This is a genomic window from Pseudomonas sp. DCA-1 (genome assembly GCF_046523955.1).
Lineage (GTDB): Bacteria > Pseudomonadota > Gammaproteobacteria > Pseudomonadales > Pseudomonadaceae > Aquipseudomonas > Aquipseudomonas putida_Y.
Genome location: NZ_CP169881.1, coordinates 2,615,499 through 2,639,354 on the forward strand (window position 1 = coordinate 2,615,499; position 23,856 = coordinate 2,639,354).

Consider the following 23,856-nt stretch of genomic DNA (forward strand, 5'->3'; position numbering starts at 1 on the left):
GCTTACCTATCAATAACTTACGTGGCTTCTTCGCAGCTACGGACCAATTTGGAGCTTATCCAGCTCCTGCCAGTCGTTAGACGAGTTAATCCAGCGCGCATAAGTCGATAAGAGCATCTGCACGCCTTGCCCGAGCTGTTGGGCGATAAATGCGGGGTTGAGACCAGACATTGAGCATATTGTCGCATAGGTGTGGCGGCAGTTATACGGGGGCGGTACCTGATGCCCAAACCTTTCAGGATTGGCCGCTACTGGTGGTGCAGGTCCGACATCTGCTTGACGTGCTCCCCATTATTACCGGGCGGCAAGAGGAACGGCGATTCCCGTGCAGCGCGGTAGTGCACCTCTGCGTGAGCCTGCGGATAGCCTATCCCTAAGAACTGGACACCCAGCGCCAAACGACCGCGCGTGTGATTTCGTTCACCGACCGCCCTTGTAACAGTGGCGGAGGCAGCTCGCGCACAGCACAGTACAGTGCTTTAGTCGTTTTAGTGGTAGCGGCATTGCAGAACGGTGAGCATACCGGCCTCGAAGAAGTAGACCAGACGGTGCTCACGGGTGATGCGACGGGACCACACGCCAGATAAATCGCCTTTCAGCGGCTCAGGCTTGCCAATACCCGTGAAGGGGGTGCGTAGACACACGTCAATCAGGCGGTTGACGTTGCCAAGTATGGTGAGGTCGGCACTCTGCCAGTGACAGTAATCCTCCCAGCCCTCTTTGGTGAACTTCACGCTTACCTTGTCGCGGGCTTCATCCTTGTTCCGCTGCTTCTGGTTCTTGCTCATTGAGGTCCAGCTCCTTCGCCAAGGCCTGGCCGTCCCGGAGCTGATCGATGGATGAGCGCAAGCGCGAAGCGTTTTTGGACGATCCCAACAGGTGAATGGTCTCGTTCATCCCGTTGTAGTCCTCCAGGGACATTATCACTACGGGTTCGCCACGCTGTCGCGTGATTACGGCGGGCTCATGGTCCCGGCAAACATCATCCATTGTCTGCTTCAGTTCGGCGCGTGCCTGGCTAAAAGTCAGTACGTGCATTTGTCCATCCTCCGGGCTCTGCCCGGGTAAGGGTTGCTCTTTGGACCGCCACAGGCGACGCCCAAAGTACTAAGAAAGTGAAGCCAGTCGGCCCGCACAGCGGCTCCGTAGTGACTCACAGTGTTCTCTCATCTGGATCAGAATCGTCATTCCAGTAGCCACAGGCCAAAGGTGTCCAGATGGATCCAGCCGTCGCTGGCAACCGCAGCCATTGTCCCTAACGTTGTACAAGGCATTAAACCGGTAGATGCAACGGGAGCTTTTGAGATGATCTGCAATGAGTGCGGAAAGGAACACGCCAGCGATGACATTGAGCTTGTTTTCCGCCGAACGATTCTTTGTCCGGGCAACGCTACCTCTTCCCGTATTGCAGCGTGATGAGCCCTATAGCGGGGGGGTATGGGTCGAACTCATGTAACCAGATTTTGAACGTATCTACGAGCAGTGGGATGCCCCCCATCAGTCCTCTGAACCACCGTTTTCCGTATCCCTTGCCAACTCCATACCGACTTTTGGTGACACCAACGGCCTTCACGCTCAATTGCGGCTGACAGGGCCGACTACCAGGCCCCAGGCAGTCTCTCTGCGGCGATCCGCGTGCAGAACGACGCGTGGCGCCTGCAAAGACGCTACATGCAATTGAAGGCTTTCGAGACGGTCAGCGATAATCCTCAAGCCAAGCTGTCGGCCGTGATCACCCAAACGGCGAACTCAGTGGCCAGCGCCATGATGAGTTACACCACTTGAGCAGTGATCAGCTGCCGACTTGTGAAGGACGCCCAGAGCATGAGTGCGCTTGCAGTTGACCGCGTCGCCCATTGCCGTAGAATCGCGCGCCCAAAATTCAGCAGGCATGGCGAGAGGGAGCTTGAATGCAGCGGGTGATGATTATTGGTCAGCCAGGGGCTGGGAAAAGTACCCTGGCGCGCAAGCTTGGCGAGCGCACTGGCTTGCCGGTCGTGCACATCGACACGATTCATTGGCAGCCAGGGTGGGTCGAGCGGAGCCGGGACGAGAAGACGCGTCTTTGTCATGAGGTCGAGGCCCGTGAGCGCTGGATCTTCGAAGGCGGGCATTCGACCACATGGAACAACCGGCTGGCCCGCGCTGACATGTTGATATGGATTGATCGCTCGGCTCCGCTTCGATTCTGGCGCGTGCTCCTCAGAACGGTGTTAAACCGCGGTCGATCCCGGCCTGACTTACCGGACAACTGTCCGGAGTTGCTGGCCAACCTGCCGGAGTTTTTCAGGTTCATGTGGCGGACGAAAAACTCGTCTCGGGAGGCGATAAAGCGATTCGTGGCGACGGCCCCGTCGGGCTGTCGCGTGGTCTGCCTACGAACCAATCGGGATACCGATGTTTTTCTCGCGAGTATGGGCACGCAGCCTGATCAGGTTGTGCAAGGTCATTAGATGCCAGATCGCGCTTGAGTGGCGGCAGGCGCCTGCCGTGTAGGCGCATCAGGACATTTTCACTTGCCCAAGGAGGCCCTCATGGCGCTGACCAGCAAGATCACGGCTTACGATACCGCATGGCCGCAACGGTATGAGGCGGTTAAAGTGCTGCTGGCCTCGGTATTCGGCGATGAGCTTCTCGCCATTCACCATGTAGGCAGCACGGCTGTACCGCAACTTGCAGCCAAGCCTGAGATCGATGTGCTGGTCGAGGTTTCAGAGCATCGCAATGAGGCAGCGCGAGACGAGGTGTTGCTGACGTTGGGCTATGTGCGCGGCAGTGACCTGTCGGAATGACACCACTTCTACCGCCGCAATGTTGGCGAGATGCGGACCCCCGATCATGGCGTTGGGTTCGGTGGGGCCTGGAATTGTTCGTCATGAGGTTTTTGGCGCCTGCCAGATCGAGCGCCGCCCGCGCGGCGCATCGCGAGCTGCGCTCGCTCCTACGTTTGTTACGGGCCAATTGTTCCTGAGGATTTTGCGCGCGAACGCCTTGGCGCATGGCTCAGTAGCGCGTGGTACAAACCAGGCGGTCGCGCGCGCCTGTCACAGGCATGACTGGCCCGAAACAAACGTAGGAGCGAGCGCAGCTCGCGATGCGCCGCGCGGGCGGCGCTCGATCTGGCAGGCGCCAAAAATCTCATGATGAACACCTCAAGGCCCCCACCGAACTCAACGCATGTGGGGCGCTTTAACTAATGCCTACCGTTTTTTCGGCGAGTGAGATATCTGAGCGCTTGAAATGATCCCTGATAAGATCGGCAAGATCAGAAACAGGACGAGTAGCATCATCCAACGACTGCAACCGTACCGCGAATTCGGGCAGTGTCGGTAGCCCACAATCCGGCAATGGCAGGATGATATCTTCGGGCGCTAGGCGTTGCAGCCAAGGCGTAACCGCAAGCCCATTGCGAACCATGGTCAATGTGGTATCGGCTGATGCATTTTCGAACACCATCTTTCCAACAATACCTTCTTCGTCCAGACGCTGGAAAACGGTATCGCGAAAGGCACAATTCGCAGTCAGAAAGCACAGTGCCAATGGCCGCTGTGCTGCTGTTACCTCGTTGCCCAACCATACCAGTTGATCCACAGCCAACCGTTCGCCCAATTCGACGTTGGTCGGGCCTTGACTGATCACCAGATCGAGTTTGCCGTTGGTGAACGCTTGGTCGAGATCCGTCGAAGAAGCGCTGAAGATCTTTACCTCGACCCTCGGAAAGGCATTACTAAAAGCTTTGAGCAAGTGGGCAAGCGGGGCTCCGGCCATATCGAAGGGGAGCCCAAGGCGCACCGAGGCTGCTGATTCCCTTCCACCAATGGAGGCACAGAAAGCGTCATGCATTCGTAGCAGACGACGGGCGTCTGGCAGCAGCGATTTTCCCTTACCCGTCAGACGACTGCCCTGTGTATCACGCAGCAATAACTGGCAGTCGAGGAATGCCTCCAGACGTTTGATTCGCTGGCTAACAGCACCTTGTGTCAGGTGCAGGTTGACTGACGCAACGCTCATGCTCCCAGTATCCGCCACCTCGACGAAGGCTCTGAGCAGTGCCAGATCAAGGTTGTGAGTTTTGTTCATGTCAAGCCATTAGCAGTGTTAATAGCGGCATTATAATTCGTCGCTACTCAAAGTTCACGCTCCTCTTTAGATTGCAAGGCACAGACTGACACATGGACATGAGCAAGAATGATCAACACCTTGGATAGCATCAACCTACGAAATGAACTGGATACGCTCACAGAATACTGGAAGCCCCGAGTCCTCGGTCGCGTCAATAACCAGTTCGTCAAAATTGCAAAACTGAAAGGAGAATTTGTTTGGCATGCGCACGAACATGAAGACGAGATGTTTTCAGTAATCTATGGCACGCTTTGCATTCAGCTCGAAGATCGCACCATTGTCTTGAATGCAGGGGAGTTTTGCATTATTCCCAAACGGGTGCGACACAAACCGATCGCCGAAGATGAATGTGCGGTCATGTTGATTGAAACGGATACCACACTCCATACCGGCGGAGAACGTTCGCCACTTACAGTCTCGATAGATGATCAATTGTATCCAGCTTGATTCAATGACAGCGCCCATGTTTTCACATTCGAGATTTAGGCGCTCAACCAGGTCTTTGGATGATTGACGCTACAATCTGCCGGCAGAGCATGCACCTGCGTGGAGCATGTTATGCCGGAGCGGCATAGGCGCTGGGCGAAGCCCTTCGGACCAATTCGCGAACCAACTGATGCGTTTTCGTGAGGGCGCCTCTCTTTCAGCCAGCCAAACATCCGTTCGGTGATGTTGCGCTGCCGGTACTCGAGCCGGAAGAACTTACTACCGCATCACTGAAGCGGCTGTATCAGTTCGGCACCTTGGTTGCGCACATTGCCAATGGCTGTGCTCACTCGATACCACTCGAAGGCCTCGGCTGGCTCGCCCAGGTTGAGCGCCATCTGCTCGGCCTGTTCGCCCGGCGTCGTGGTTTGCATCCACTCACGCGCAAGGTCTGGGGCCAAAACCACTGGCCTGCGGTCGTGCACATCTACCATTCCGCCCTGGGCATCGGCCGTAATGATGACGAACCCATCATGCTCGCCGCCAGCGAACTGGCCGATGCTGGCGCAAAGGGAAGGGCGCCCGTCGCAGCGTCGGATGTAGTACGGCTGTTTCTTCGGTCCGCCTTCATCGACCCATTCATACCAGCCGTCGATCGGCGTTATGCCTCGGTGCGGCCAGATTGCCCGGAAGAAGGGGCCGTGTGTCACCTTTTCGACCCTGGCGTTGATCGGCGCAGCACGGTCGGTCGCCCAATGGGGCCGCCATCCCCATCTCACCAGGTCCGCCCGCGGGCCCGCCTCATCCATTCGCAGCACTGCCACCGGCGTGGTCGGCGCGACGTTGTACCGGCCAAGTGGCTGGTCGCCGACGTTGTTCCGCCAGGCCTCTGGCAGGCTCAGGGTTTCGACAAAATCGTGTATGCCTCGGTACTGGCTCAACCTTCCACACATGCGCGGCCCTCCTGCCTGAGCAAGCATAGCGCTTGGGTGTATCGCCACCCAGCGCGTCATGCGGCTGACGGATGGGTATACCGCAATCCAAAAAGGGCAGGGGGCGTGCCCCGGCGATCCAGCCAACACGTCAATGTTTTGCAGTGGCGAGTAGCCGATAGCGCGAGAAGGGCGTGCCGTCGATATCCACCTCTCCGTCAAGGCGAAACCCCAGGCGAAGAATACCTTTGATTCGTGTTCTGGTTGGTGGAAGCAACAGGGTGATCGACTCAAGCCCCATCTCCTGGAAAGCGCGCCGTACGATCTCATCGAAAATCACTCTGCCAAGCCCCCAGTAGTCTGGATGAAGCACCAAGGCAAGATCAGCGTCACCGTCTTCCTGCTGCAGGCCACCCCAGCCGGCGAATTCATCTTCAACGAAAAAAGCCCAGGGACCATAGCCATTCAGTGCCCATTGGGCCTCTTTTTGGGCGACCCACACCTTGCACTTGCTTTCGTCAAAGTCGGGACGACCCAAGGGCATTTGGCGTAAGACATCGGGATTGTTGTTGAGCGCGATGATGTCAGCGATGGAGGCGTCGCTGAGAGGTCGGAAATGCAGTTGCATGATGTGCCTTTTCAAACCGCTTTAAACCTGATGTATAGCGCCCTGGCCGAACTGCACCAGTGCGGATCGATTCATAGGCCGCCGACTGCACGGCCTGAGGTCCGCTTCTTACGCTAGACCACCGCGCCAAACAAGCGGCCCACCAGAGCCGTGACGCCCATGGCCAGCGCCCCCCAGACGGTCACCCGACAGGCGCCCGTCATGATGCTGGCCCCGCCAGTCTTGGCGGCAATAGCCCCCAATGACCCGAGAAATACCAATGACATGCCCGATATCCAAGGCACCACGCTGTGCTCCGGCGCGACAAAAGTCACCGCCAGTGGCAAGGCGGCGCCCACCACGAAACTGGCGGCGGACGCCAGGGCGGCTTGCAAGGGTTTGGCGGCGAGCGTGGTGCTGATGCCCAGTTCGTCCCGCGCGTGGGCGCCCAATGCGTCATGAGCCATCAGTTGATCGGCCACTTGATGCGCCAGCTCGGGTGCTACCCCGCGATGTATGTAGATGTTGGCGAGTTCGATGTGCTCAGCTTTCGGGTCTCTGGCCAGTTCTGCCCGTTCGCGGGACAAGTCCGCCCGTTCGGTATCGGCCTGGGAATGTACCGAAATGTACTCGCCAGCGGCCATGGACATGGCCCCGGCCATCAGCCCCGCCATTCCGGTGACCAGCAACGTGGCATGGCTGGCGTCGGCGGCCGCGACGCCTATCAGCAGGCTGGCGGTAGAGACAATGCCGTCGTTGGCACCCAGGACAGCGGCGCGCAACCAGCCGATACGATCGCTTCTGTGTGCCTCAGTGTGTCTGTGCATGAATTTCACTGTTTAACGGGGCTCCCTGTCATCAGACGGTTCAAGTGACTTGCAGCCGGCGTCAGCGGGTTTCAATTTGCGCCTGCAACTGTCCGCCGACAATGGATATTTCTTTGAACTGTTCGCCCTCGCGCAGCACGAACAGCGCGTCCATCCCGCGCTCCTGAGCCAGACGAGGGCCTTCGGTTTCGCCCAGGACCATCAGCGCCGTGGCCCAGGCATCGGCGAGCATGCACGAGGCCGCCACCACGGTGACGGCGGCGAGCGAGTTGCGCAGTGGCGCGCCGGTGGCCGGGTTCATGGTGTGAGCATAGGACTGACCGGCCACGTCGACCCACTGTCGGTAGTCGCCGGAGGTCGCGATTGAGGTATCGCTAAGTTCCATCACACCCATGACCTCACGCACGCCCCTTTTGGGCTTTTCCAGGGCCACGACCCAGCATTGTCCGTCAGGTTTGACGCCCCGGGCGCGCATTTCGCCATCGATACCGACCAGGTAGCGAGTGATACCTGACCCTTCCAGGCAACGGGCCAGTTCATCCACGCCAAAACCTTTGGCAATCCCACTCAAGTCAAGGTTCGCCGGCGCGCGCTTGCGTACCTGATTGCGTTGTGGCTCAACCTCCAATGCGGCGTCGGCTGACAGCCAGGTGCGCGGCGCAATTGTGCCGATTCCCTGCGCTGTGACCTGCCGCGCCGCTGGGCCGAAGCCCCACGCGTTCACCAGGTCACCAACAGCGATGTCGAAGGCGCCGCCGGTTTGCCGGCTGACGCGCAATGCAGCAGACAGCACCGTGGTCAGTTCGTTGGGTACCGACACCCATTGCTGCTCGGGGGCGGCATTGAGGCGGTTAAGGTCCGAGTCGGGTTTCCAGGTGGACATTTGCTGGTCCACCCGGGCCACGGCGCGGGCAAGTTGCTGGCCAATTTCGTCGGTATCAAGCCCGGCCCCGGCATAAAACAGGGCGGTGTAGCGGGTGCCCATGGTTTCGCCGTTCAGGCTGTAACGCTGCAACTCAGTAGACATCTTCACGGTAGCGTCCTTGTGCCTTGAGGGTCAGCACGCTGAGGTTGAGGGGCGCCAAGACTTCATCCAGGGCCTGCATTACGCCTTTGGCCATTTCGCGACTGCCACACACCAGCACTTGGGCACCTTTTTCAATCAGCCGGCGCAAGGCGAGGGCATCACTGATCAGCCGGTCTTGTACGTAGCTGCGCTCCGGGACCTGAGAAAAGGCGGCGTGCAATTGCGTAAGGCGGCGGTCCGACAAGAATTGGTTGAGTTCCGGTTCGTAGAGAAAGTCCGAGGCCGGGTTGCGCCCGCCCCAATACAAGTGCATCGGGTGTCGGGCCTTGTTGTTGCGGATAAAGCCGGCCAAAGGACCGATACCGGTACCGGCGCCGATCAGGATTACCGGGTGCGTGCCCGATGCCGGACGAAATTGCGGGTTGGGCTGAATGAAGGCGTCAATCTGCGCGCCAATGTCCAGGCCGTGAAGAAACTCCGAGCACATGCCCCCGTTGTGTTTACGCACACAGATCTCGAGCACGCCGTCCTGGGAACCGCTGGCCAGCGAGTAGAAGCGCGGGATTGGGCTGCCCGGGGGCAGAATCCCGACCAGGTCGCCGGCCAGAAAGCTCGGCAGTCCGCCGCGCGCTTTGAAGCGCAGGACATGGGTCGGTGCATTTACCTGTTCGCCATAGGCAATCCGCTCTGTCAGCTCTAGTGAATGGGTACGCGGCCGCTGCGGGGTATGAACCAGCGCCAGCGCGTGCCCCAACACGTCGCCCAACGCGTGGCCCCAGCGCGCAAACTCCTGAGGGGACTGGCGGTTGACGGTTTCCAGCCCCAGCAATGGCGAGCCACCGGCCTGCAACATGGCGTCCTGCACTTGATGGGCGTACTGACAGAACTGCGCAAACTGGCGGTCGCCCAGGCCCAGCACCGCAAAGGGTAGGCCGGGCTTGATGCCGGTTTTGGCCAGCCGCGCCAGGAACTGCGAAGCCGAGGCCGGCGCATCGCCGTCACCGTGGGTCGCGGTGAGGATGAACACCCGTTGGGCACTACGGTAATCGCCCAACCAGTCGTTCATCGCCGCGCTGTGCACCTGATGGCCGCTCTGGTGCAAGGCGTCATGCAAGGTTTTGGCAAAACCCCAGGTGCTGTTGTTTTCACTGCCCACCAGAATCACGCTGTCGGCGGCATGCGCAGGGCTGTTGTGGCGGAGGCTCGGGCCAGCCTTGCGGCGGCGCCACCATAATAGAACGCCGGTCACGCTCATCAACGGCACGCAGAGGGCGCAGAGCCCGAGCAACAGGCCCAGCCACCAGAGGCCTTCGCCAGTGTGCAACTGGTAGACCAATTCATAGAGGTTGAGCATCGGGTCGTGGGCTTGATAGGACAGCAAGGCGCCGCTGGCCTGATCCACGTAGCCGTCGCCCTGTGCTGTGCGCAGGGAATACACATCGCGGGGGTTGCCGGGGCTCGGGTAGACCAGCTCGCGCAAGTCGTTCAAGTCGGTGGCCTGCAAGGCCTGCAGCTTCGCCACCGGCAAGGCCGGACCGGCGCTGACGTGCGCAGGGAAGGCGGGTTCACCTTGACTGCCGTCGGCGATAAAACCAAACGTGGTGGCGGACATGTAGGCCCCGCTCAGTGCCGACAACAACAGCCCGAGCAAGGCCAGTCGCCCGACTTCAGCATGCCAGCGCTGGCTGAAAGTGCCCCGCAGCGGCCGCAGCAGGTTGCGCCAGCCACCCAGGCGTCGGGCCAGCAATAGCGCGCCGGACACTGACAGCGCCAGCATGAGCAGGGCACCAACACCCGATACGCCATGGCCCGGCGTGCCAAGGAACAGCGAGCGGTGCAGGTCTTTCACCCAGCGGGTGAACGCGGATGGCTCGTAAGGGGCGAGCCCTTGGCCGGTCAGTGGGTCGACCTTCTCCGCCCCGGCCTTGCCGTTCTGGTTGTAGTAGACGATCACCGTGCCGGACGCTGAGCGCTGGATCTGCTCCACCCCCGTAAAGTGGCTGGCAACGCGCCCGGCAAGTTGGCCGACGTTGAGTTGCCCGGCAGAAGTGGACGTATTGTGCAGACGTTCCAGCGCCGGCTCGACAGACAGGATCGCGCCGCTGATGGCCAATACCATGACCAACAGGGCGGCGATCAGGCCAGGAAGGGAATGGAACTGACGAAGCATGTTCAGCCTCCGGAGGTGGCGGGTGCTACAGATCGTAAGTAAAGGAGTCGACGTAGCCACTGCCGGTCGCGGGCTTGCCTGCACCCTTGGATGTCAGCGGCACGCTGACATCGCCGCGGGCGTCGCGTTTGTCCTCGACGGCGCTGTCGATGCGGATCTGATACCCGGCATCAATCAGGGTGTCCGCCAGTTCTACGCTGACTTTCAGCGTGCGCCCACTGCCGACGCTGGCGCCGCTGACCCCGTCGAACTCGCTCGGGTTCATCCCGCTGCCACGGGCCCAGTCGGCCAGGTGCTTGTAATATTTGGCCTTCTTGCCGGCCACCCAGAGGGTTTTCTGGTACTGGCCATTGGCGTCGGTGACGTAGATCGCCAGGTAGGCATCATTGCCGCTGTAGTCCTTGAGCTGCGTGGTCAAGGTCACTTCACGGGCCTGGGCCAGCGCCGGCAGGGTAATGGCGCCGATGAGGCAGGTTGCTGCGATGATCTTTTTCATGAGCGTGTCCTCTTGATCGTTAGGTCGAGAGCCTGGACCTGCCGGCTGACAGCAACCTGAACGGCAGGAAAATTCATAGACAGGTGAGTTGTCATTCGGCGAGCGGGCTGCCGAGATAGTCCCTGGCGTCGCCGTCATTGCGGAAATGGACCTCGAGTGTCCTCAGGTGCAGCGATGCCGGGGAGTAGCTGGCTTCGATGTCATTGCCTTTGCGGTCCTGGCCCTTGAGTTCGTAACAGCCATCGTCGACCTTGATGCGCTGCACGCGCCAACCGTATTGCCGCTCTACCTGCTGACGCAGGGTTTCGCGAGGTTGCCAGTCGCTGACCGGGTCGCTGCAGTCGTCACCGGCCAGGGCGTAACCGCTGAGCAGCAAGCCCATCAGCGTGGCATTGGCAATAAAACCTGATTTCATGACTTGTCTCCTGTCGAGGGCGGCGTCTGTGGCATAACCTAAAGGGCCTTCCTGACAGCCAGCTGAATTTTCAGATTCACGTCAGGCAAGGCGATTAAGGTGCTGCAAGACAACCATCACAGGAGGTGTCAGATGCGGGTTCTACTGGTCGAGGACGCTCCTGGCCTGGGTGAAGCGGTGCGCGAGCAGATTGCCGATGATGGCCACGCCGTCGATTGGGTACAGCGCTTGGACCACGCGCGCAACAGCGTCCGCAGCACGCCTTACGACTTGATCTTGCTGGACCTGATGCTCCCGGACGGGCGCGGGTTGGATTTTCTGCGTCAACAACGCTCGGCAGGAGACGTGACCCCGGTGATTATCCTGACCGCCCAGGATCAGATTTCCGATCGTATCGCCGGCCTCAACGCCGGTGCCGATGACTACCTGGTCAAACCGTTCGACCTGTTTGAACTCTCGGCCCGCGTGGCAGCGGTGGGGCGGCGTTATAGCGGCAATCCCAATCCACAGATCAAACTCGGTGATTTGCAGGTCGACATGAGTGCCCGCACGGTGCAACGGGGCAGTGCCACGGTGGACCTCACGGCGCGGGAGTGGGCGCTGTTCGAGGCGTTTGTGCAACGCCCCGGCGCGCTACTGTCCAAGTCGCAGCTCGAAGAGCGGCTGTATGCTTTTGGCGCCGAAATCGAGAGCAATACCATCGAGGTATACATCAGCCGTCTGCGTAAAAAACTCGGACGCGAGCTGATCGAAACCGTGCGAGGCATGGGCTATCGGTTAATGTCCGCATGAAGCCTTCTTCGAGCCTGCAAATACGTCTCGGTCTAGGGCTGACGCTTGGTATGACTTTACTCTGGCTGGTGGCGACAGTGGGTGCCTGGCTAGTGGTGCGGCATGAGTTGAACGAAGCGTTCGATAGCGCGTTGGAAGAAACTGCACAACGCATTCTGCCCTTGGCCGTGCTGGAAATCAGCAACCGGGAAGAATCCCGGACAGCACAACACGTCGCGACACTGAAGATGCACAAGGAATACCTGACTTACCTGGTGCGCGATGCCAAGGGCAAGATTCTGATGCAATCTCACGACGCCAACCCGCAGATTTTCAACCGACAACCAACTGAAGGCTTCTCCACTTCTGAAAAGTACCGATTGTATGGCGCTAGCGCATTGCGTCAGACGCTGTTCATCGAGGTGGCCGAACCGCTTGGTCATCGTCGTGAAGCCGCGCGGGAGGCCTTGTTTGCGTTGTTGTTGCCCCTCATGGTGTTGATTCCTGTCAGCCTGGTGGGTACCTGGTTATTGGTGCGTTTCAGCCTGCGCAGCGTGCTGGCTTACCGTCGTGCCATTGAAGCGCGCGGTGTGGGTGACCTGTCTCCGATCAAGGTGGAGCACCTGCCTGCAGAAATCGATCCGTTGGCTGAGGCGGTCAATCACCTGCTGGAGCGCTTACGCAACGCCCTTGAGGCCGAGCGCAGCTTTACCGCCAACAGCGCCCACGAACTACGCACACCATTGGCCTCGACCCTGGCGCAGATCCAGCGGTTACACCACGAAGCGCCGGAGGGGCCGCTGCGAGTACGTGCACAGAAGATCGAACACGCGTTGCATGAGCTTTCAAGGCTTTCAGAAAAGCTCATGCAGTTGGCCAAAGCCGAGGGCGGCGGGCTGTTGTCCGAAACGCCACAAGACCTGATCCCGTTGCTTGCCCATGGCGTGGACGAGTGGAACCAACGCAGCGGGCAGCGCATCGAGTTGCGGTTGCCAAGCCAGACCAGCGTGTATTCGATCATTGACCCGGACGCCTTTGGCATCCTGCTGCGCAACCTGATTGAGAATGCGCTGAAGTATGGTGCAACGGACCAGCCGGTCGAAGTCAGCCTCACCGAGCAGGCACAGCTGCGGGTAGTCAATAGTGGCCCGGCAGTGCCGCAGCCTGTATTAGAACACCTGACCGAGCGTTTTGTGCGTGGTCACAGTGAGATCAGTGGTTCGGGGCTGGGCTTGGCGATTGCCAAAACCATCGTGCAGGGGGTAAACGCGCGGATGAAATTGGTCTCCCCGGCAACAGGTCGACAGGATGGGTTTGAGGTCTGCATCTGGTTACCGCTTGCCCCATCATGAAAGTCCATGGGGCTCGCTATCAGGCGCTCAGCACTCGTTTCAACACTTCGTAAATCCTGGCATCAGCCGATTGGGCAACGTTGAAACGGATGAAATCACCCGCAGTCATGGACTGGCTAAACGCATTTCCGGGCGCCAGCACTACACCTTCATTCAAGCAAGCCCGGGCCAGCGTGGCTGCATCCGTGCCTTGAGGGAGTTGGCACCAGACATACATGCCTGACTGGGGCGTTATCCAGGGCTTGATACCAACGGCCCTTAGTTTCGCTACCGTTCTCTCCATGGCCTCGGCCAGCCTGAGGCGAACGCTTTCCATGTGTTTGCGGTACCCGCTATCGGTAATCGCCAGATGGATGATGTCCGCGGCCAGGCGGCCACCCCCGAATGTAGTCGCAATCTTGAGATCGACCAGGCTCTGGATCCAGTCACTGCGAGCCGCGATGTAGCCGCATCGAATCGACGCGGAGATGGTTTTGGAAAAACTGCCTATCTGGATGACACGAGAGAGACCATCGAAGGCAGACAGCCGTGGCGCTGGTGCATTCTCGAAATCCCCGAAGATGTCGTCCTCTACAATCACCAGGCTGGAGTTGTCGGCCAGCTTCAGCAGCCTGTGCGCCGTGACCGGAGACAGGGTGGCGCCGGTTGGGTTATGGATGCCTGCATTTGTTATGTACAACCGGGGAGCATGCGCTAGCAGGGCAGCGCCAAAAGCATCGATGTCCGGGCCCGTTGCCGTATAGGGTACGCCTACGATGTTGACCCTGTGCGCTTTGAGCAGTGCGTGAAAATTGAAATAGCAGGGATCGTCGACCAGCACGGTGTCCCCCGGTTCCAGCAGAAAACGGCAGATCAGGTCGATGGCGTGGGTGCCGGACTCCGTGAGCATGATCTGCTCGAGAGGGGCTTCGATCCCGATGCCTGTCAGCCTTCGTGACAAGAATTGCCTGAGTGGCAGATGCCCAAGCGGTGAGGCGTACTCAGTCAGTTTCAGCGTGTCAGAACGGGCAACGGTTCGAAGCGCTTTCCGCAAGCCCGCTTCGAACATCCAGGAGGGAGGTAGCCACCCGCACCCCGGTTTCAACGCATCGCTAGCGGTTTCAAGCGACTGGCGGGAGATCCACAGCGGGTCCACTTCACGATCAAGCCTGGGGCCTAGTTCGGTGAGTACCAAGGGCGCCACTGGTCCGGCTACGTAAAAGCCGGAGCCAGGGCGAGAATTGAGTACACCCTCTGCCATCAACCTTTCATAGGCCTCAAGAACCGTAGAAACCGACACTTGCATGGTCTGCGCCATAGCGCGGACCGAGGGAATTCTCGCGCCTGGTGTGTAGGTTCGAGAGGCGATCCGCGACTGGATTTCACCCATGACAGCTCGAATTCGCGTTCCGTCCCGTTTCATCGCACCCTCAACTGTGCTGGAGTCATATGCATAACAGTTTGGTTGAAGTGTATTGGATTGTACATGGCCTGGGTGAGCCTGTCGGTGATGTACTGAGCCTTGGCTTATCGAGGACTTACCGATGGAAAAATCAGCAAGCGGGTGGATCAACGGCTTCATAGGCGTCGCCATCTTTGCGGGTTCGTTGCCGGCAACCCGAGTGGCAGTGGCCGACTTCGAACCGACGTTCCTCACCTGTGCCCGGGCAACCATTGCCGCCATGCTGGGCGCGCTTTTTCTGATCGTGCTACGCCAGCCTCGACCCAAACGGGAGGACTTGTCGCCCTTGGCCGTAACAGCGCTCGGCGTTGTTATCGGTTTCCCGCTACTGACCGCATTTGCCCTTCAGCACATCAGTTCTGCTCACTCCATTGTCTTTGTCGGGCTCCTGCCATTGTGTACCGCAGGCTTTGCCGTTCTGCGGGGCGGTGAACGACCTCGGCCATTGTTCTGGCTGTTCTCGTTGACAGGTGCCGGGTTGGTCGCTGGCTATGCCTTGATGAACGGAGGTGAGGCATCGGCGGTGGGCGATCTGCTGATGTTGGCTGCGGTTGCGGTCTGTGGGTTGGGTTATGCCGAAGGCGCGCGCCTGTCGCGGACATTGGGGGGATGGCAGGTGATCAGCTGGGCATTGCTGGTAGCGTTACCGTTCATGCTGCTGCTGACGGTGGTCAATCTTCCAGCCCCTGATGACTTTGCCAGGGTAAGTGCCCCTGCGTGGCTCAGCTTTGGCTACGTTTCACTGTTCAGCATGCTGATCGGGTTTGTGTTCTGGTACCGAGGGCTCGTCCAGGGGGGGATTGCGGCTGTGGGCCAACTGCAACTGTTTCAGCCCTTCATGGGGCTTGGGCTGGCAGCGTTGCTTCTGCACGAGCATGTCAGCTGGACGATGCTGCTCGTGACGCTGGGTGCTGTCATCTGCGTTTACGGGGCTAAGAAATATGCCTAAGTACAGCGTCATTCCCTGTCAAACAAGGTTGGATGTAGCCCGGCGCCGTCTGACGCCGGGCTGAATTGCATCAGAAAGGCTTGGTAGGCAGGTACTTGCCGTCCAGGGTGATCACAGCGCGGTGGCCACCGTCCGGGTCTTCGACTTTCTTGATGTCCAGCTTGAAGTTGATGGCGCTGATGATGCCATCGCCGAACTTCTCGTGCACCAGTGCTTTGAGGGTGGTGCCGTATACCGACATCATTTCGTAGAAACGGTAGATGGTCGGGTCGCTCGGCACGCCGTCGAAGAAGCTGCCGCGGATAGGCATCGATTGCAGCAGCGCGACTTGATCAGCATCGAGGCCGAGTTTCTCGCCTACGACCTTCGCGGCGCTTTCAGGCAGCGGATGCTGGCCGAGCAGTGCTGCTGTAACGAAAGCTTCGGACAGGCCGGTGCCGTCAACTATTTCGGCGAAGGAGAGGTCTTTGCGGGCCTTGGCCAAAATGATGGTCTCGGTCAGTTCCTGGCGAGCAGTGCGGGTAGCTTGAGTCTGGATCATGGTGAATCTCCTGGGTAGGCAAAGGTACAGGTAAGGTTTCAGGCAACGTGCCTGGCTTGCTGGGAAACGGCGTGGACTTCCGGGTTTGCTGCGAGAGACACGAAGGTCCCGGTACTGCCATCAAAGGCGTCGATGCATCCGGTCTCGATGTCATAAATCCAGCCATGCAGGGTCACGCGGCCTTCTTCGAGCGCCAGACGCACGGATGGGTGGGTCTGGATGTTGGCCAGCTGCGCGATGACGTTTTCGCGCACCATGGCAGCGACTTTGCTCGGCTCGTCCGGGTGCTGACGGGCTTCGTTGACCACCTTGGCCGAGTCTGCGTACCGCAACCAGCCGGATACGGCAGGCATGTGGTCCAGGCACTTGCAGGTGGCAATGGCGGTCATCGCGCCGCAGTCCGAGTGGCCGCAGATCACGATGTCTGCGACGTTGAGGCCAGCCACCGCGTATTCGACCGAGGCCGAAACGCCGCCCGGTTCCGGGCCATAGGAGGGCACGATGTTGCCGGCGTTGCGGATTACAAACAGATCGCCTGGTTCGCGCTGGGTAACCAGTTCAGGCACCAGCCGGCTGTCCGAGCAAGAGATGAACAGTGCCTTTGGGCTTTGTTGGGTGGCCAGGTCCTTGAACAGTTTGACCCGCTCCGGGAAGGCGTTTTGCTGAAATTTCAGAAAACCGTCGATGATCGCTTTCATGGTGGCTGTCTCGATGTCGCTGGGTGTGAGACAAAGATTAAGCAGCGCATGACATAAGGTAAAAGTCTAATTTATTATGCATACAATCAGATAATCTTATGGGTAAGGCCATGCTCGCTCGACATATCCAGTACTTTCTTGCGGTGGCGGAGCACCTCAGTTTCACCAAGGCTGCAGCGGCGCTGCACGTATCTCAGCCAGCCCTTTCCCAGCAGGTAAGGCAGTTGGAAGAAAGTCTTGGCGCCCAGTTGTTCGACCGCTCAGGCCGCGCAACACGTTTGACGGATGCCGGAGACGTCTATCTTCACTATGCGCGCCGTGCTCAGCAGGAACTGCGGGAAGGTAAAAGTGCCATCCATGACGTGAGCGACCTCAGCCGCGGCTCATTGCGCGTAGCCGTCACGCCGACATTCACGACCTATCTGGTGGGGCCGCTGATCGAGGCGTTTCACTTCCGGTATCCAAACATCACCCTCAACCTGAAAGAGATCTCTCAGGAGCGCATCGAGGAGCTGCTTTTGGCGGGAGAACTGGACGTAGGTATTGCGTTCGATGAAATAAATTCTCCGGACATCGAGGCCGTTTCCTTACTGAGCGAAACCCTCGCTTTAGTGGTGAGCCGCAGACACCGCCTGGCCGAGGAGCGGTCCATTGCATCGCAGGCGCTGAGTGCTGAGTCTATGGTTCTGCTCAGCCCAGAGTTTGCCACTCGCGAACAAATTGACCGCTACTTCCGCAAACACGAAATTCGCCCGCAAGTGCAGATGGAGGTCAATGCCCTTGGCGCAGTGATTGAAATCATTCGCCGGACGACGCTGTCGACTTTATTGCCTGCCAGAATTGCCTTGGCCCATGACGATCTGGTGGCCATCACGCTGGAGCCAGAACGCTTGCAGCGAACGGCCGTACTCATGCGGCGAAAAGAGGCCTTTTTGAGCGCAGCCGTGCGCGTGTTCATCGAACTGGTTAAAGAAGTATCCAGCGATCTTTAGGCGTGAGGCCGCGTAGGTACAACGCGATCTCCACTACTACGATTAACCCGGTGATCGTCGAGGCCATGGGTCTTCGTGCTGGAACTGATACCGTCGCTCGGCGCGGTCAGGGCTGAGGTCGCGGTTGAGGACGGCCTGAGCAAGATGGGCTTCTGGCAAACAAAAAAACCTGATCCTCTATGTAAAAGAATCAGGTTTAGCAGGACCTACAGGCCCAGTTCAGTCAGGCCTGGGTGATCATCCGGCCGGCGACCCAGGGGCCAATGGAACTTGCGCTCGCTTTCCTTGATGGGCATGTCGTTGATGCAGGCGAAACGGCGGTGCATCAAGCCATCGGCTTCAAACTCCCAGTTTTCGTTGCCGTAGGAGCGGAACCAGTTGCCCGAATCGTCGTGCCACTCGTAGGCGTAACGGACGGCGATGCGGTTGTCGGTGAAGGCCCAGAGCTCTTTGATCAAGCGGTAGTCCAGCTCTTTCTTCCACTTGCGAGTGAGGAATTCCTGAGCTTCTTCACGATTGTTTGCAAACTCGGTACGGTTACGCCATTGGGTGTTCGGCGTATAGGCCAGTGCAATCTTTTCGGGTTCGCGAGTATTCCAACCATCCTCGGCGAGTCGGACTTTTTCAATCGCCGATTCGCGAGTGAAAGGAGGAAGTGGCGGACGAGTGTGTTCGTTGGACATGGTGGTGCCTCCAATCTTCTGGATGGTTAAGTTGAGTGGGTGTTGCTTTAACGTCAAACGCTTGCGTGCTGTACGTCCTTGAGTAATATCTTTGCGATTTCTCTTGCACTATCGAGAACGGTGTAGTCACCCATGACGTGGGCCACGGTTATCGTGCCCTCTATCATCAAAAAAAGTTGCTTGGCCAAGCCAGCCGGATCGTTAATCCGTAATGCGCTGGTCAGCTCTAGCGTGTAGTCCAGCAGCTTTTGTTTATGCAGTTTTGCGATCTGCCGAACAGGATCGTCTGCGTCACCAACCTCTCCGGCTGTGTTGATGAACGCACATCCGCGAAAACCGTCAGACTCGAACCAACTTTTGAGTACATCAAAAATTCCAAGGATGCGCGCTTCTGGCGTTTGCGCTTTTTCGCATTCACTTCTAAACCACTTCATCCAGCGTATATCGCGTGCATTGAGTGCCGCTGCGGCTACGTCGTCTTTATTCGCAAAATAACGATAAATACTTTTACGTGCTACGCCAGATGTCTTTACCAAGAGGTCCATGCCCGTGGCATGAATCCCGTTTTCGTAAATAAGCTTCTCGGCAGTCGCCAGGATTTTTTCGCGTGTGTCGGTCATTGGCTTATCCATGTAGTCAGAGTAGAACGATCGTTCTCCCTGGTCAAGCATCTCTTGAAATTATTCGATTGCGCGCAAGCGGGGCGCCGGAATGCTTTCGATCAGGGGGGGTTGGCTTCCCGCTGATCAGTCGCGCTCCAGTTCGGCGAAGCGGCTGGACAGCCAGGCGTGAAGGTGCCTTACCGCAGGCGACAACTGCTTGCGGTGTGGGCACACCAGACTCAGCGGCATGGCCGGCCCGGGGTGATCCTGCAATAGCACGACAAGCCTTCCTGCCAGTACATCGTCGCTCACATCCAGCCAGGACTTGTAGGTTATTCCTTCGCCGGCCACGGCCCAGCGCCGGGCGATATCGGCGTCATCGCAGAGCAGGGCGCCACGCACCTGGACGGTCTGCGTTCCCAGTTGCCATTTGTCGTAGACCCGGCCCTGCTGCATGTACAGCAAGCACTGGTGTTCGAGCAGGTCTTCAGGGGCTTGCAGGTTGCCTTGCTGCGCCAGGTACTCGGGCGAGGCCACCAGTACCTTGCGGTTCCAGGGCGCCAGTGGCAGGGCTATATAGTTGGCGTCGGCGTTCAGGCCATAGCGGATGGCGATATCTACCGGATCGCGAAAAAGATCGGCGATCTGGTCGGAGAGAAACAAGCGCAGGTTCAACTGTGGATGCTCTCGGCGAAACGCCGTGAGCCAGGGCAACAACACGTTGCGTCCCAGATCGGAGGGCGCGGCCACCTGCAAGGTTCCGCTGAGCTGGGCGCTTTCCTGACGCAGGTTGTCGCGCCCGTGCCTGAGGGCTTCCAGGGCGACAAGGGCCGAGGGAAGGTACTGCTCGCCCTCGGCTGTCAGGCGCAAGCTGCGTGTGGTGCGGGCAAACAATCGCACATCCAGTTCACGCTCCAGGCGCTTGACTGCCTCGGCTGCCTGGCCGGGCAGCAGGTCGGCCTCATGGGCCGCCGCGGTAAAGCTGCCCAGCGCGGCACTGCGAACGAAGATGCCCAGGTCGTCGAGACGGATCATTATCACTCCTGCAATGAAAGTGTTGACGGGCAGGGTCCGTTTTTTCCGGCCGCCTGGCACGCCAGACTCAATGCCAGATCAAACCACATTCAGCAGTGAGTGCCTATGAGAGCGATCAGTTACATCCACAAAGGCTTGCCTATCGAAGACCCTGCGTCTCTTCAAGACATCTTTATGCCTAAACCCAGCCCTGGGACCCGGGACCTTCTGGTCGAGGTCAAAGCCGTGTCGGTCAACCCTGTCGACACTAAGGTACGCGCCGGAACTTTCACGGGAGAGCCGAAAATCCTCGGCTGGGACGCGGCCGGAATCGTCCGCGAAGTCGGGGCCCAGGTGACCCTGTTCAAGCCCGGAGATCAGAGTCGCCAGCCTCATCAATGCCGCCAACATGCGCCGTGCCCATGCGCTGGTCGAGAGTGGCAAGGCGCGTGGCAAGATCGTCCTGGAGGGCTTCTGAAACGCGTATGACAGACCACGGCGGACCGGCCGATCCGGCCCGCCAGGAACAAGCAGGGTTAAACGAACCGTGTTTTTCTGCGCCGCGCTTACTCACGGCGCCACGCCCGGCGAAACGCATGCACACCTTGAAGCAGGCAGTACCGCGCCTGCGCCTTGCAACTGACCAGGAGCTTGATTTGAACCAACAAGATTACCCCCTCGTTTCCCTCGCCATCCTCAAGGCCAAGCCAGACCAGAGAGCAAAGCTGAAAGCGGCCTTGCTGGCCTTGATCGAACCGACTCGGGCGGAGCCCGGCAACCGCGACTACATGCTGTTCGAACGCAGCGACGAGCCCGGGACGTTCTACATGCGCGAGGCGTTCGACCACCAGCAGGCCCTGGACGCGCACCTGACCACCGCTCACTTCCAGCGGTTTGCCGAGCAGGCCGAACAGTTGTTGGCGGAGCCCTTGCAACTGATCTTCCTTGACCCGGTGTCATCTGCCGTTGCGCCCTGTCCCTGAGGCAGGCCAGGCCTTGGCCACTGTGGCGTTACTGCCAGCAGCATCGGCACGTAGGCACACGCAAGAGCGGAGGGCAAACAGGGTCAGGCTTGGCGTCCACGACTTGTCTTTACACTTCAAGCGCTAAGCAATGCTTCGAGCTGGCCCTTGCGATCCAGACTCGCCAAGTCATCGAAGCCGCCGACATGCACCTTGCCAACAAATATCTGTGGGACGGTTCGGCGTTGGGATCGCTGCATCATTTCCGCCAAGTGCCGGGGTGACTGTTCAACGTCGATTTCGTCGGGGGTAATGCCCTTGCTCGACAGCAGTCGCTTGGCGCTCACGCAGTAAGGGCAGTGCTGGGTGGTGTAGATCGTCACGTGGCTCATGGTGGTTACCCTCCTAGCTTGCCGATGGCGGAAAGTCGATATCGGTAGCGGCGATGTTGTTCAGGTAGTTGGTCAGGGTTAACAGCGTGACCTGCGCCACTACCTCCACGATCTTGCTATCCGTAAGGCCCGCCTCACGCGCTGCAGCGATCTGCTCGTCACTCAACTGGCCGCGACTTGCGGTGATCTGCTGGGCCAGCGCGGCAACCGCGCTGAGTGTGCCGGCTCGGGCTTGCCTGACGGCCTCATCGCTTAACCCAGCCTTGCCGCCAAAGAAGGTGTGTGCCGCCAGGCAGTAGTCGCAACCGTTGATTTGCGAGGTGGCGAGGGCAACGACTTCACGCTCGACGGCGCTCAGTGAGCCTTTACCCAAGGCTTGGGCGAGGGCCAGGTAACCGTTGAGTGCGACCGGAGAGTGAGCCAGGGTCTTGAATGCATTGGGGATGAAGCCGAGACCTTTCTGAATGCCTTCGAGGGCTGCGCGCGAGCCAGTAGGGGCCTGGTCCAGCGAGAGAGTAGCGATGCGAGTCATGGTAGTTCTCCACTAGGTTGATCAAAACGGCTTGTCTATCAAGCCTGGAGTCCATACTAGGGAGGCAGACTTTTCTTTCGGCTTCAGATCGTCGAAGGTATGCAACAGATCGTCTAAATCTGAGCGCGCTATGGACCGACTATCGACACTGCTCAAGCACTTCAACCTGCACGCATCCACGTTTCACCAGGGTGGGTTCTGCGGAACAACCCACCTTTATGGACAACACAGTGTCGGCCACGCCCACCTGCTGCGCTCGGGGCGTCTGGCCTTCAGGGGCAAGCGTGGCCAGCTGATCGAGTTGACCGAACCCAGCCTGATTCTGGCGGTGCGCCCGCAGGAGCACCACTTGCTGGCCACCGAAGCCGATGAGGCGGAATTGGTTTGCGCCACCCTGCATTTCGATGGCGGCGCCAACAACCCGCTGACCCTGGCTTTGCCGGACTTCATCATCAAGCCCCTCGGCGAATTGCAAGGCCTTGATGGCACCCTTCACTGGCTGTTCGAAGAAGCCTTTGGAGATGAGTGTGGTCGTGATGTCATTCTCAATCGCTTGTTCGAGCTGATGATCATTCAACTGCTTCGCCACCTCATCGCCAACCGCAGCATCGCCTCGGGAATGATGGCCGGGTTGGCCAACACTCAGCTGTCCCGCGCGCTTGTGGGGATCCACGATGAGCCGCAGCGCAATTGGTCCGTGGCGGAACTGGCGAATCTTTCGGGCATGTCGCGGGCGAGCTTTGCCGCGCACTTTCGCGAGATCGTGGGTATCACCCCCGCGGACTACCTGGCGAACTGGCGCATCAGCCTGACGCAGAAACGCCTTCGCGAAGGGCGCCCCATTGCCCTGATCGCCGATGAGGTCGGCTACGAAAGCCCTTCTGCGCTGGCCCGAACCTTTCGCCGCAAGGTGGGCGCAAGCCCGACGCAATGGCTGCAGCAGGATGCGGTATAACGCCTGCTCGACAGATTTGCGCGCGAGGCAATGAGCGAGGTCCCGTGCCCCAACGGGGTGGCTTATACGTTCTCCCGAAGAAATTCGATGAACGCCATCGTCCTTGCCGAGCGTCGCCGCTCACGGCTGAACACGGCGCTGACCGGCAGCGCGGTCGTCTGGTATTCGTCGAGCAGGCTACACACGCCACCCTGCTCGAAGTCCGCAGCAAACAGCCATTGCGGAGACAGGGAGATGCCCAGGCCGGCTAGGACCATTTCACGAATGGCCTCGCTGTTGTTGCTGGTGACGTTGCCTTTGATTGCAACCTCAAGTGCTTCGCCACGACGGGTGAAGTGCCAGCGGTCGTAATGCTCAAGCAAGGTGAAGGCGATGCAGTTGTGGCCTGCCAGTTCGGCGGGCTCGCGTGGCCGGCCATGGCGATCGAGATAGGCCGGTGCAGCGTAGACTCGCCGTGTGCTGGTGCCCAGGGGCACGGCCACCAGTCCCTCGCTCTTCACCACGCCAATGCGGATGGCCAGGTCGATGTTTTCCATGAGCAGGTCTTCGTTGTAATCGTTCAGGCGCAGGTCGATCTGCACATCGGGATGTCGCTGTAGAAAAGTCCCGATCAGGGGCGCTATGCACAGCCTCCCATAGCTGACCGGTGCGGCAATTCGCAGGGGGCCGGCGATCTGCTCCTGGCCGCTGGCGAAGCTGCGCGTGGCATGCTCTAGCTGGCTGAGAATTTCCTGGCAGTGGCTGTAGAAACGTTGCCCTTGATCGGTGAGGGCGAGGTGCCGGGTGCTGCGGGCAAACACGGCTCCGCCCAGGTACTGCTCCAACGCACGGACCTGCTTGCTGACTGCCGGCTGCCCCATGTTCAGCTCCCGAGCCACTGCCGAAAACGAGCCACGCTCCACGACGCGCACGAAGATGCGCATGCTGTCGAACAGATCCATCGCTATTGG

28 protein-coding genes and 3 pseudogenes are annotated in these 23,856 nt (G+C 59.3%); 11 read left to right on the forward strand and 20 right to left on the reverse strand.

The features are described from left to right. Positions 1-36: 36 nt before the first annotated feature. From ACE4QZ_RS12260 to ACE4QZ_RS12270, 3 genes and pseudogenes are all read right to left on the reverse strand, one after another. Positions 37-323 (reverse strand): annotated as a pseudogene (locus ACE4QZ_RS12260) (site-specific integrase); the annotation flags it as partial. A 165-nt stretch (positions 324-488) separates the two neighbouring features. Beyond that, complete coding sequence (locus tag ACE4QZ_RS12265) at positions 489-788, reverse strand: Txe/YoeB family addiction module toxin (protein WP_028697206.1); 300 nt, start codon at positions 786-788, stop codon at positions 489-491. After that, positions 754-1,038 (reverse strand): type II toxin-antitoxin system Phd/YefM family antitoxin, encoded by a 285-nt coding sequence (locus ACE4QZ_RS12270; protein ID WP_028697205.1) that lies wholly within the window; start codon positions 1,036-1,038, stop codon positions 754-756. Before ACE4QZ_RS12270 ends, ACE4QZ_RS12265 begins: the two co-directional genes overlap by 35 nt. Positions 1,039-1,342: 304 nt before the next feature. Between ACE4QZ_RS12270 and ACE4QZ_RS12275 the strand changes: the two genes are divergently transcribed. From ACE4QZ_RS12275 to ACE4QZ_RS12285, 3 genes and pseudogenes are all read left to right on the forward strand, one after another. Further along, positions 1,343-1,456: a DUF2199 domain-containing protein gene (locus ACE4QZ_RS12275; RefSeq protein WP_410480448.1), complete on the forward strand. Its 114-nt coding sequence runs from the start codon at positions 1,343-1,345 to the stop codon at positions 1,454-1,456. A gap of 454 nt (positions 1,457-1,910) precedes the next feature. Beyond that, positions 1,911-2,453, forward strand: coding sequence for an AAA family ATPase (locus tag ACE4QZ_RS12280; RefSeq protein WP_279934740.1), 543 nt, complete (start codon positions 1,911-1,913; stop codon positions 2,451-2,453). Positions 2,454-2,534: 81 nt separating this feature from the next. Next, a pseudogene (locus ACE4QZ_RS12285) lies at positions 2,535-2,789 on the forward strand (GrpB family protein); the annotation flags it as partial. Between the two features lie 400 nt (positions 2,790-3,189). On the opposite strand, the gene ACE4QZ_RS12290 reads toward ACE4QZ_RS12285, so the two are convergent. Then, positions 3,190-4,080, reverse strand: coding sequence for a LysR family transcriptional regulator (locus tag ACE4QZ_RS12290; RefSeq protein WP_103462429.1), 891 nt, complete (start codon positions 4,078-4,080; stop codon positions 3,190-3,192). Between the two features lie 108 nt (positions 4,081-4,188). On the opposite strand from ACE4QZ_RS12290, the gene ACE4QZ_RS12295 reads away from it, so the two are divergent. Beyond that, positions 4,189-4,569, forward strand: a complete 381-nt coding sequence (locus ACE4QZ_RS12295) for a cupin domain-containing protein (protein WP_021782909.1) — start codon at positions 4,189-4,191, stop codon at positions 4,567-4,569. 266 nt (positions 4,570-4,835) lie between these two features. Here the strand turns inward: ACE4QZ_RS12295 and ACE4QZ_RS12300 are convergent, their stop codons facing one another. The 7 genes from ACE4QZ_RS12300 to ACE4QZ_RS12330 all read right to left on the reverse strand — a co-directional run bounded on the left by ACE4QZ_RS12300 (position 4,836) and on the right by ACE4QZ_RS12330 (position 11,022). Next, positions 4,836-5,501 (reverse strand): SOS response-associated peptidase, encoded by a 666-nt coding sequence (locus ACE4QZ_RS12300; RefSeq protein ID WP_103469739.1) that lies wholly within the window; start codon positions 5,499-5,501, stop codon positions 4,836-4,838. A gap of 130 nt (positions 5,502-5,631) precedes the next feature. Further along, complete coding sequence (locus ACE4QZ_RS12305) at positions 5,632-6,108, reverse strand: GNAT family N-acetyltransferase (RefSeq protein ID WP_021782911.1); 477 nt, start codon at positions 6,106-6,108, stop codon at positions 5,632-5,634. Between the two features lie 113 nt (positions 6,109-6,221). Next, entirely contained in the window at positions 6,222-6,923 is a 702-nt protein-coding gene (locus tag ACE4QZ_RS12310; protein WP_031322201.1) for a VIT family protein, read from the reverse strand. A 52-nt stretch (positions 6,924-6,975) separates the two neighbouring features. Beyond that, entirely contained in the window at positions 6,976-7,941 is a 966-nt protein-coding gene (locus ACE4QZ_RS12315; RefSeq protein ID WP_021782913.1) for an FAD:protein FMN transferase, read from the reverse strand. Beyond that, the gene (locus tag ACE4QZ_RS12320; RefSeq protein WP_021782914.1) at positions 7,931-10,111 is read right to left on the reverse strand and encodes a PepSY domain-containing protein; all 2,181 of its coding nucleotides are present in this window, start codon (positions 10,109-10,111) and stop codon (positions 7,931-7,933) included. Before ACE4QZ_RS12320 ends, ACE4QZ_RS12315 begins: the two co-directional genes overlap by 11 nt. A 25-nt stretch (positions 10,112-10,136) precedes the next feature. Further along, positions 10,137-10,607, reverse strand: coding sequence for a DUF2271 domain-containing protein (locus ACE4QZ_RS12325; protein ID WP_021782915.1), 471 nt, complete (start codon positions 10,605-10,607; stop codon positions 10,137-10,139). Positions 10,608-10,698: 91 nt separating this feature from the next. Continuing rightward, positions 10,699-11,022, reverse strand: coding sequence for a PepSY domain-containing protein (locus ACE4QZ_RS12330; RefSeq protein WP_101196008.1), 324 nt, complete (start codon positions 11,020-11,022; stop codon positions 10,699-10,701). Between the two features lie 132 nt (positions 11,023-11,154). Here ACE4QZ_RS12330 and ACE4QZ_RS12335 point away from each other — a divergent pair, with 132 nt between their 5' ends. Together ACE4QZ_RS12335 and ACE4QZ_RS12340 are read left to right on the forward strand one after the other, a co-directional pair. Then, positions 11,155-11,814 (forward strand): response regulator transcription factor, encoded by a 660-nt coding sequence (locus ACE4QZ_RS12335; protein WP_021782917.1) that lies wholly within the window; start codon positions 11,155-11,157, stop codon positions 11,812-11,814. Then, on the forward strand, positions 11,811-13,145 hold the full coding sequence (locus ACE4QZ_RS12340) for an ATP-binding protein (RefSeq protein WP_028697200.1): 1,335 nt from the start codon (positions 11,811-11,813) through the stop codon (positions 13,143-13,145). The genes ACE4QZ_RS12335 and ACE4QZ_RS12340 overlap by 4 nt, the downstream gene beginning before the upstream one ends. A 19-nt stretch (positions 13,146-13,164) precedes the next feature. Here the strand turns inward: ACE4QZ_RS12340 and ACE4QZ_RS12345 are convergent, their stop codons facing one another. Beyond that, the gene (locus ACE4QZ_RS12345) at positions 13,165-14,547 is read right to left on the reverse strand and encodes a PLP-dependent aminotransferase family protein (protein WP_021782919.1); all 1,383 of its coding nucleotides are present in this window, start codon (positions 14,545-14,547) and stop codon (positions 13,165-13,167) included. A 121-nt stretch (positions 14,548-14,668) separates the two neighbouring features. Here ACE4QZ_RS12345 and ACE4QZ_RS12350 point away from each other — a divergent pair, with 121 nt between their 5' ends. Beyond that, the gene (locus ACE4QZ_RS12350; protein ID WP_101196010.1) at positions 14,669-15,535 is read left to right on the forward strand and encodes a DMT family transporter; all 867 of its coding nucleotides are present in this window, start codon (positions 14,669-14,671) and stop codon (positions 15,533-15,535) included. Positions 15,536-15,605: 70 nt separating this feature from the next. Here the strand turns inward: ACE4QZ_RS12350 and cynS are convergent, their stop codons facing one another. Next, positions 15,606-16,076: a cyanase gene (gene cynS / locus ACE4QZ_RS12355; protein WP_021782921.1), complete on the reverse strand. Its 471-nt coding sequence runs from the start codon at positions 16,074-16,076 to the stop codon at positions 15,606-15,608. Between the two features lie 38 nt (positions 16,077-16,114). After that, a complete protein-coding gene (locus ACE4QZ_RS12360; RefSeq protein ID WP_028697199.1) occupies positions 16,115-16,774 on the reverse strand; it encodes a carbonic anhydrase in 660 nt (219 codons plus the stop codon). Between the two features lie 110 nt (positions 16,775-16,884). Here ACE4QZ_RS12360 and cynR point away from each other — a divergent pair, with 110 nt between their 5' ends. Then, on the forward strand, positions 16,885-17,766 hold the full coding sequence (gene cynR, locus ACE4QZ_RS12365) for a transcriptional regulator CynR (protein WP_028697198.1): 882 nt from the start codon (positions 16,885-16,887) through the stop codon (positions 17,764-17,766). A 206-nt stretch (positions 17,767-17,972) separates the two neighbouring features. Here the strand turns inward: cynR and ACE4QZ_RS12370 are convergent, their stop codons facing one another. The 3 genes from ACE4QZ_RS12370 to ACE4QZ_RS12380 all read right to left on the reverse strand — a co-directional run bounded on the left by ACE4QZ_RS12370 (position 17,973) and on the right by ACE4QZ_RS12380 (position 20,086). Next, positions 17,973-18,449, reverse strand: a complete 477-nt coding sequence (locus ACE4QZ_RS12370) for a DUF1348 family protein (protein WP_021782924.1) — start codon at positions 18,447-18,449, stop codon at positions 17,973-17,975. A 53-nt stretch (positions 18,450-18,502) separates the two neighbouring features. Further along, positions 18,503-19,081, reverse strand: coding sequence for a TetR/AcrR family transcriptional regulator (locus ACE4QZ_RS12375; protein ID WP_031322204.1), 579 nt, complete (start codon positions 19,079-19,081; stop codon positions 18,503-18,505). Positions 19,082-19,195: 114 nt separating this feature from the next. Next, positions 19,196-20,086, reverse strand: a complete 891-nt coding sequence (locus ACE4QZ_RS12380) for a LysR family transcriptional regulator (protein ID WP_101196012.1) — start codon at positions 20,084-20,086, stop codon at positions 19,196-19,198. A gap of 105 nt (positions 20,087-20,191) precedes the next feature. Here ACE4QZ_RS12380 and ACE4QZ_RS12385 point away from each other — a divergent pair. Next, a pseudogene (locus tag ACE4QZ_RS12385) lies at positions 20,192-20,446 on the forward strand (alcohol dehydrogenase catalytic domain-containing protein); the annotation flags it as partial. 215 nt (positions 20,447-20,661) lie between these two features. Then, positions 20,662-21,048, forward strand: a complete 387-nt coding sequence (locus ACE4QZ_RS12390) for a putative quinol monooxygenase (protein WP_279934731.1) — start codon at positions 20,662-20,664, stop codon at positions 21,046-21,048. Between the two features lie 116 nt (positions 21,049-21,164). Here the strand turns inward: ACE4QZ_RS12390 and grxC are convergent, their stop codons facing one another. Continuing rightward, positions 21,165-21,419: a glutaredoxin 3 gene (gene grxC / locus ACE4QZ_RS12395; RefSeq protein WP_021782929.1), complete on the reverse strand. Its 255-nt coding sequence runs from the start codon at positions 21,417-21,419 to the stop codon at positions 21,165-21,167. 13 nt (positions 21,420-21,432) lie between these two features. Next, the gene (locus ACE4QZ_RS12400) at positions 21,433-21,951 is read right to left on the reverse strand and encodes a carboxymuconolactone decarboxylase family protein (RefSeq protein WP_021782930.1); all 519 of its coding nucleotides are present in this window, start codon (positions 21,949-21,951) and stop codon (positions 21,433-21,435) included. A 130-nt stretch (positions 21,952-22,081) separates the two neighbouring features. Here ACE4QZ_RS12400 and ACE4QZ_RS12405 point away from each other — a divergent pair, with 130 nt between their 5' ends. Beyond that, positions 22,082-22,906, forward strand: coding sequence for an AraC family transcriptional regulator (locus ACE4QZ_RS12405; RefSeq protein ID WP_021782931.1), 825 nt, complete (start codon positions 22,082-22,084; stop codon positions 22,904-22,906). Positions 22,907-22,968: 62 nt separating this feature from the next. Here the strand turns inward: ACE4QZ_RS12405 and ACE4QZ_RS12410 are convergent, their stop codons facing one another. Beyond that, complete coding sequence (locus ACE4QZ_RS12410) at positions 22,969-23,847, reverse strand: LysR family transcriptional regulator (protein WP_279934728.1); 879 nt, start codon at positions 23,845-23,847, stop codon at positions 22,969-22,971. Positions 23,848-23,856: the final 9 nt, after the last annotated feature.

What these genes read in the sequence shown, in the direction of transcription:
- ACE4QZ_RS12265 (WP_028697206.1), bottom strand. Translation starts at nt 788, where the DNA reads ATGAGCAAGAACCAGAAGCAGCGGAACAAGGATGAAGCCCGCGACAAG.
- ACE4QZ_RS12270 (WP_028697205.1), bottom strand. Translation starts at nt 1,038, where the DNA reads ATGCACGTACTGACTTTTAGCCAGGCACGCGCCGAACTGAAGCAGACA.
- ACE4QZ_RS12275 (WP_410480448.1), top strand. Translation starts at nt 1,343, where the DNA reads ATGACATTGAGCTTGTTTTCCGCCGAACGATTCTTTGTCCGGGCAACG.
- ACE4QZ_RS12280 (WP_279934740.1), top strand. Translation starts at nt 1,911, where the DNA reads ATGCAGCGGGTGATGATTATTGGTCAGCCAGGGGCTGGGAAAAGTACC.
- ACE4QZ_RS12290 (WP_103462429.1), bottom strand. Translation starts at nt 4,080, where the DNA reads ATGAACAAAACTCACAACCTTGATCTGGCACTGCTCAGAGCCTTCGTC.
- ACE4QZ_RS12295 (WP_021782909.1), top strand. Translation starts at nt 4,189, where the DNA reads ATGATCAACACCTTGGATAGCATCAACCTACGAAATGAACTGGATACG.
- ACE4QZ_RS12300 (WP_103469739.1), bottom strand. Translation starts at nt 5,501, where the DNA reads ATGTGTGGAAGGTTGAGCCAGTACCGAGGCATACACGATTTTGTCGAA.
- ACE4QZ_RS12305 (WP_021782911.1), bottom strand. Translation starts at nt 6,108, where the DNA reads ATGCAACTGCATTTCCGACCTCTCAGCGACGCCTCCATCGCTGACATC.
- ACE4QZ_RS12315 (WP_021782913.1), bottom strand. Translation starts at nt 7,941, where the DNA reads ATGTCTACTGAGTTGCAGCGTTACAGCCTGAACGGCGAAACCATGGGC.
- ACE4QZ_RS12320 (WP_021782914.1), bottom strand. Translation starts at nt 10,111, where the DNA reads ATGCTTCGTCAGTTCCATTCCCTTCCTGGCCTGATCGCCGCCCTGTTG.
- ACE4QZ_RS12325 (WP_021782915.1), bottom strand. Translation starts at nt 10,607, where the DNA reads ATGAAAAAGATCATCGCAGCAACCTGCCTCATCGGCGCCATTACCCTG.
- ACE4QZ_RS12330 (WP_101196008.1), bottom strand. Translation starts at nt 11,022, where the DNA reads ATGAAATCAGGTTTTATTGCCAATGCCACGCTGATGGGCTTGCTGCTC.
- ACE4QZ_RS12335 (WP_021782917.1), top strand. Translation starts at nt 11,155, where the DNA reads ATGCGGGTTCTACTGGTCGAGGACGCTCCTGGCCTGGGTGAAGCGGTG.
- ACE4QZ_RS12340 (WP_028697200.1), top strand. Translation starts at nt 11,811, where the DNA reads ATGAAGCCTTCTTCGAGCCTGCAAATACGTCTCGGTCTAGGGCTGACG.
- ACE4QZ_RS12345 (WP_021782919.1), bottom strand. Translation starts at nt 14,547, where the DNA reads ATGAAACGGGACGGAACGCGAATTCGAGCTGTCATGGGTGAAATCCAG.
- ACE4QZ_RS12350 (WP_101196010.1), top strand. Translation starts at nt 14,669, where the DNA reads ATGGAAAAATCAGCAAGCGGGTGGATCAACGGCTTCATAGGCGTCGCC.
- cynS (WP_021782921.1), bottom strand. Translation starts at nt 16,076, where the DNA reads ATGATCCAGACTCAAGCTACCCGCACTGCTCGCCAGGAACTGACCGAG.
- ACE4QZ_RS12360 (WP_028697199.1), bottom strand. Translation starts at nt 16,774, where the DNA reads ATGAAAGCGATCATCGACGGTTTTCTGAAATTTCAGCAAAACGCCTTC.
- cynR (WP_028697198.1), top strand. Translation starts at nt 16,885, where the DNA reads ATGCTCGCTCGACATATCCAGTACTTTCTTGCGGTGGCGGAGCACCTC.
- ACE4QZ_RS12370 (WP_021782924.1), bottom strand. Translation starts at nt 18,449, where the DNA reads ATGTCCAACGAACACACTCGTCCGCCACTTCCTCCTTTCACTCGCGAA.
- ACE4QZ_RS12375 (WP_031322204.1), bottom strand. Translation starts at nt 19,081, where the DNA reads ATGGATAAGCCAATGACCGACACACGCGAAAAAATCCTGGCGACTGCC.
- ACE4QZ_RS12380 (WP_101196012.1), bottom strand. Translation starts at nt 20,086, where the DNA reads ATGATCCGTCTCGACGACCTGGGCATCTTCGTTCGCAGTGCCGCGCTG.
- ACE4QZ_RS12390 (WP_279934731.1), top strand. Translation starts at nt 20,662, where the DNA reads ATGCACACCTTGAAGCAGGCAGTACCGCGCCTGCGCCTTGCAACTGAC.
- grxC (WP_021782929.1), bottom strand. Translation starts at nt 21,419, where the DNA reads ATGAGCCACGTGACGATCTACACCACCCAGCACTGCCCTTACTGCGTG.
- ACE4QZ_RS12400 (WP_021782930.1), bottom strand. Translation starts at nt 21,951, where the DNA reads ATGACTCGCATCGCTACTCTCTCGCTGGACCAGGCCCCTACTGGCTCG.
- ACE4QZ_RS12405 (WP_021782931.1), top strand. Translation starts at nt 22,082, where the DNA reads ATGGACCGACTATCGACACTGCTCAAGCACTTCAACCTGCACGCATCC.
- ACE4QZ_RS12410 (WP_279934728.1), bottom strand. Translation starts at nt 23,847, where the DNA reads ATGGATCTGTTCGACAGCATGCGCATCTTCGTGCGCGTCGTGGAGCGT.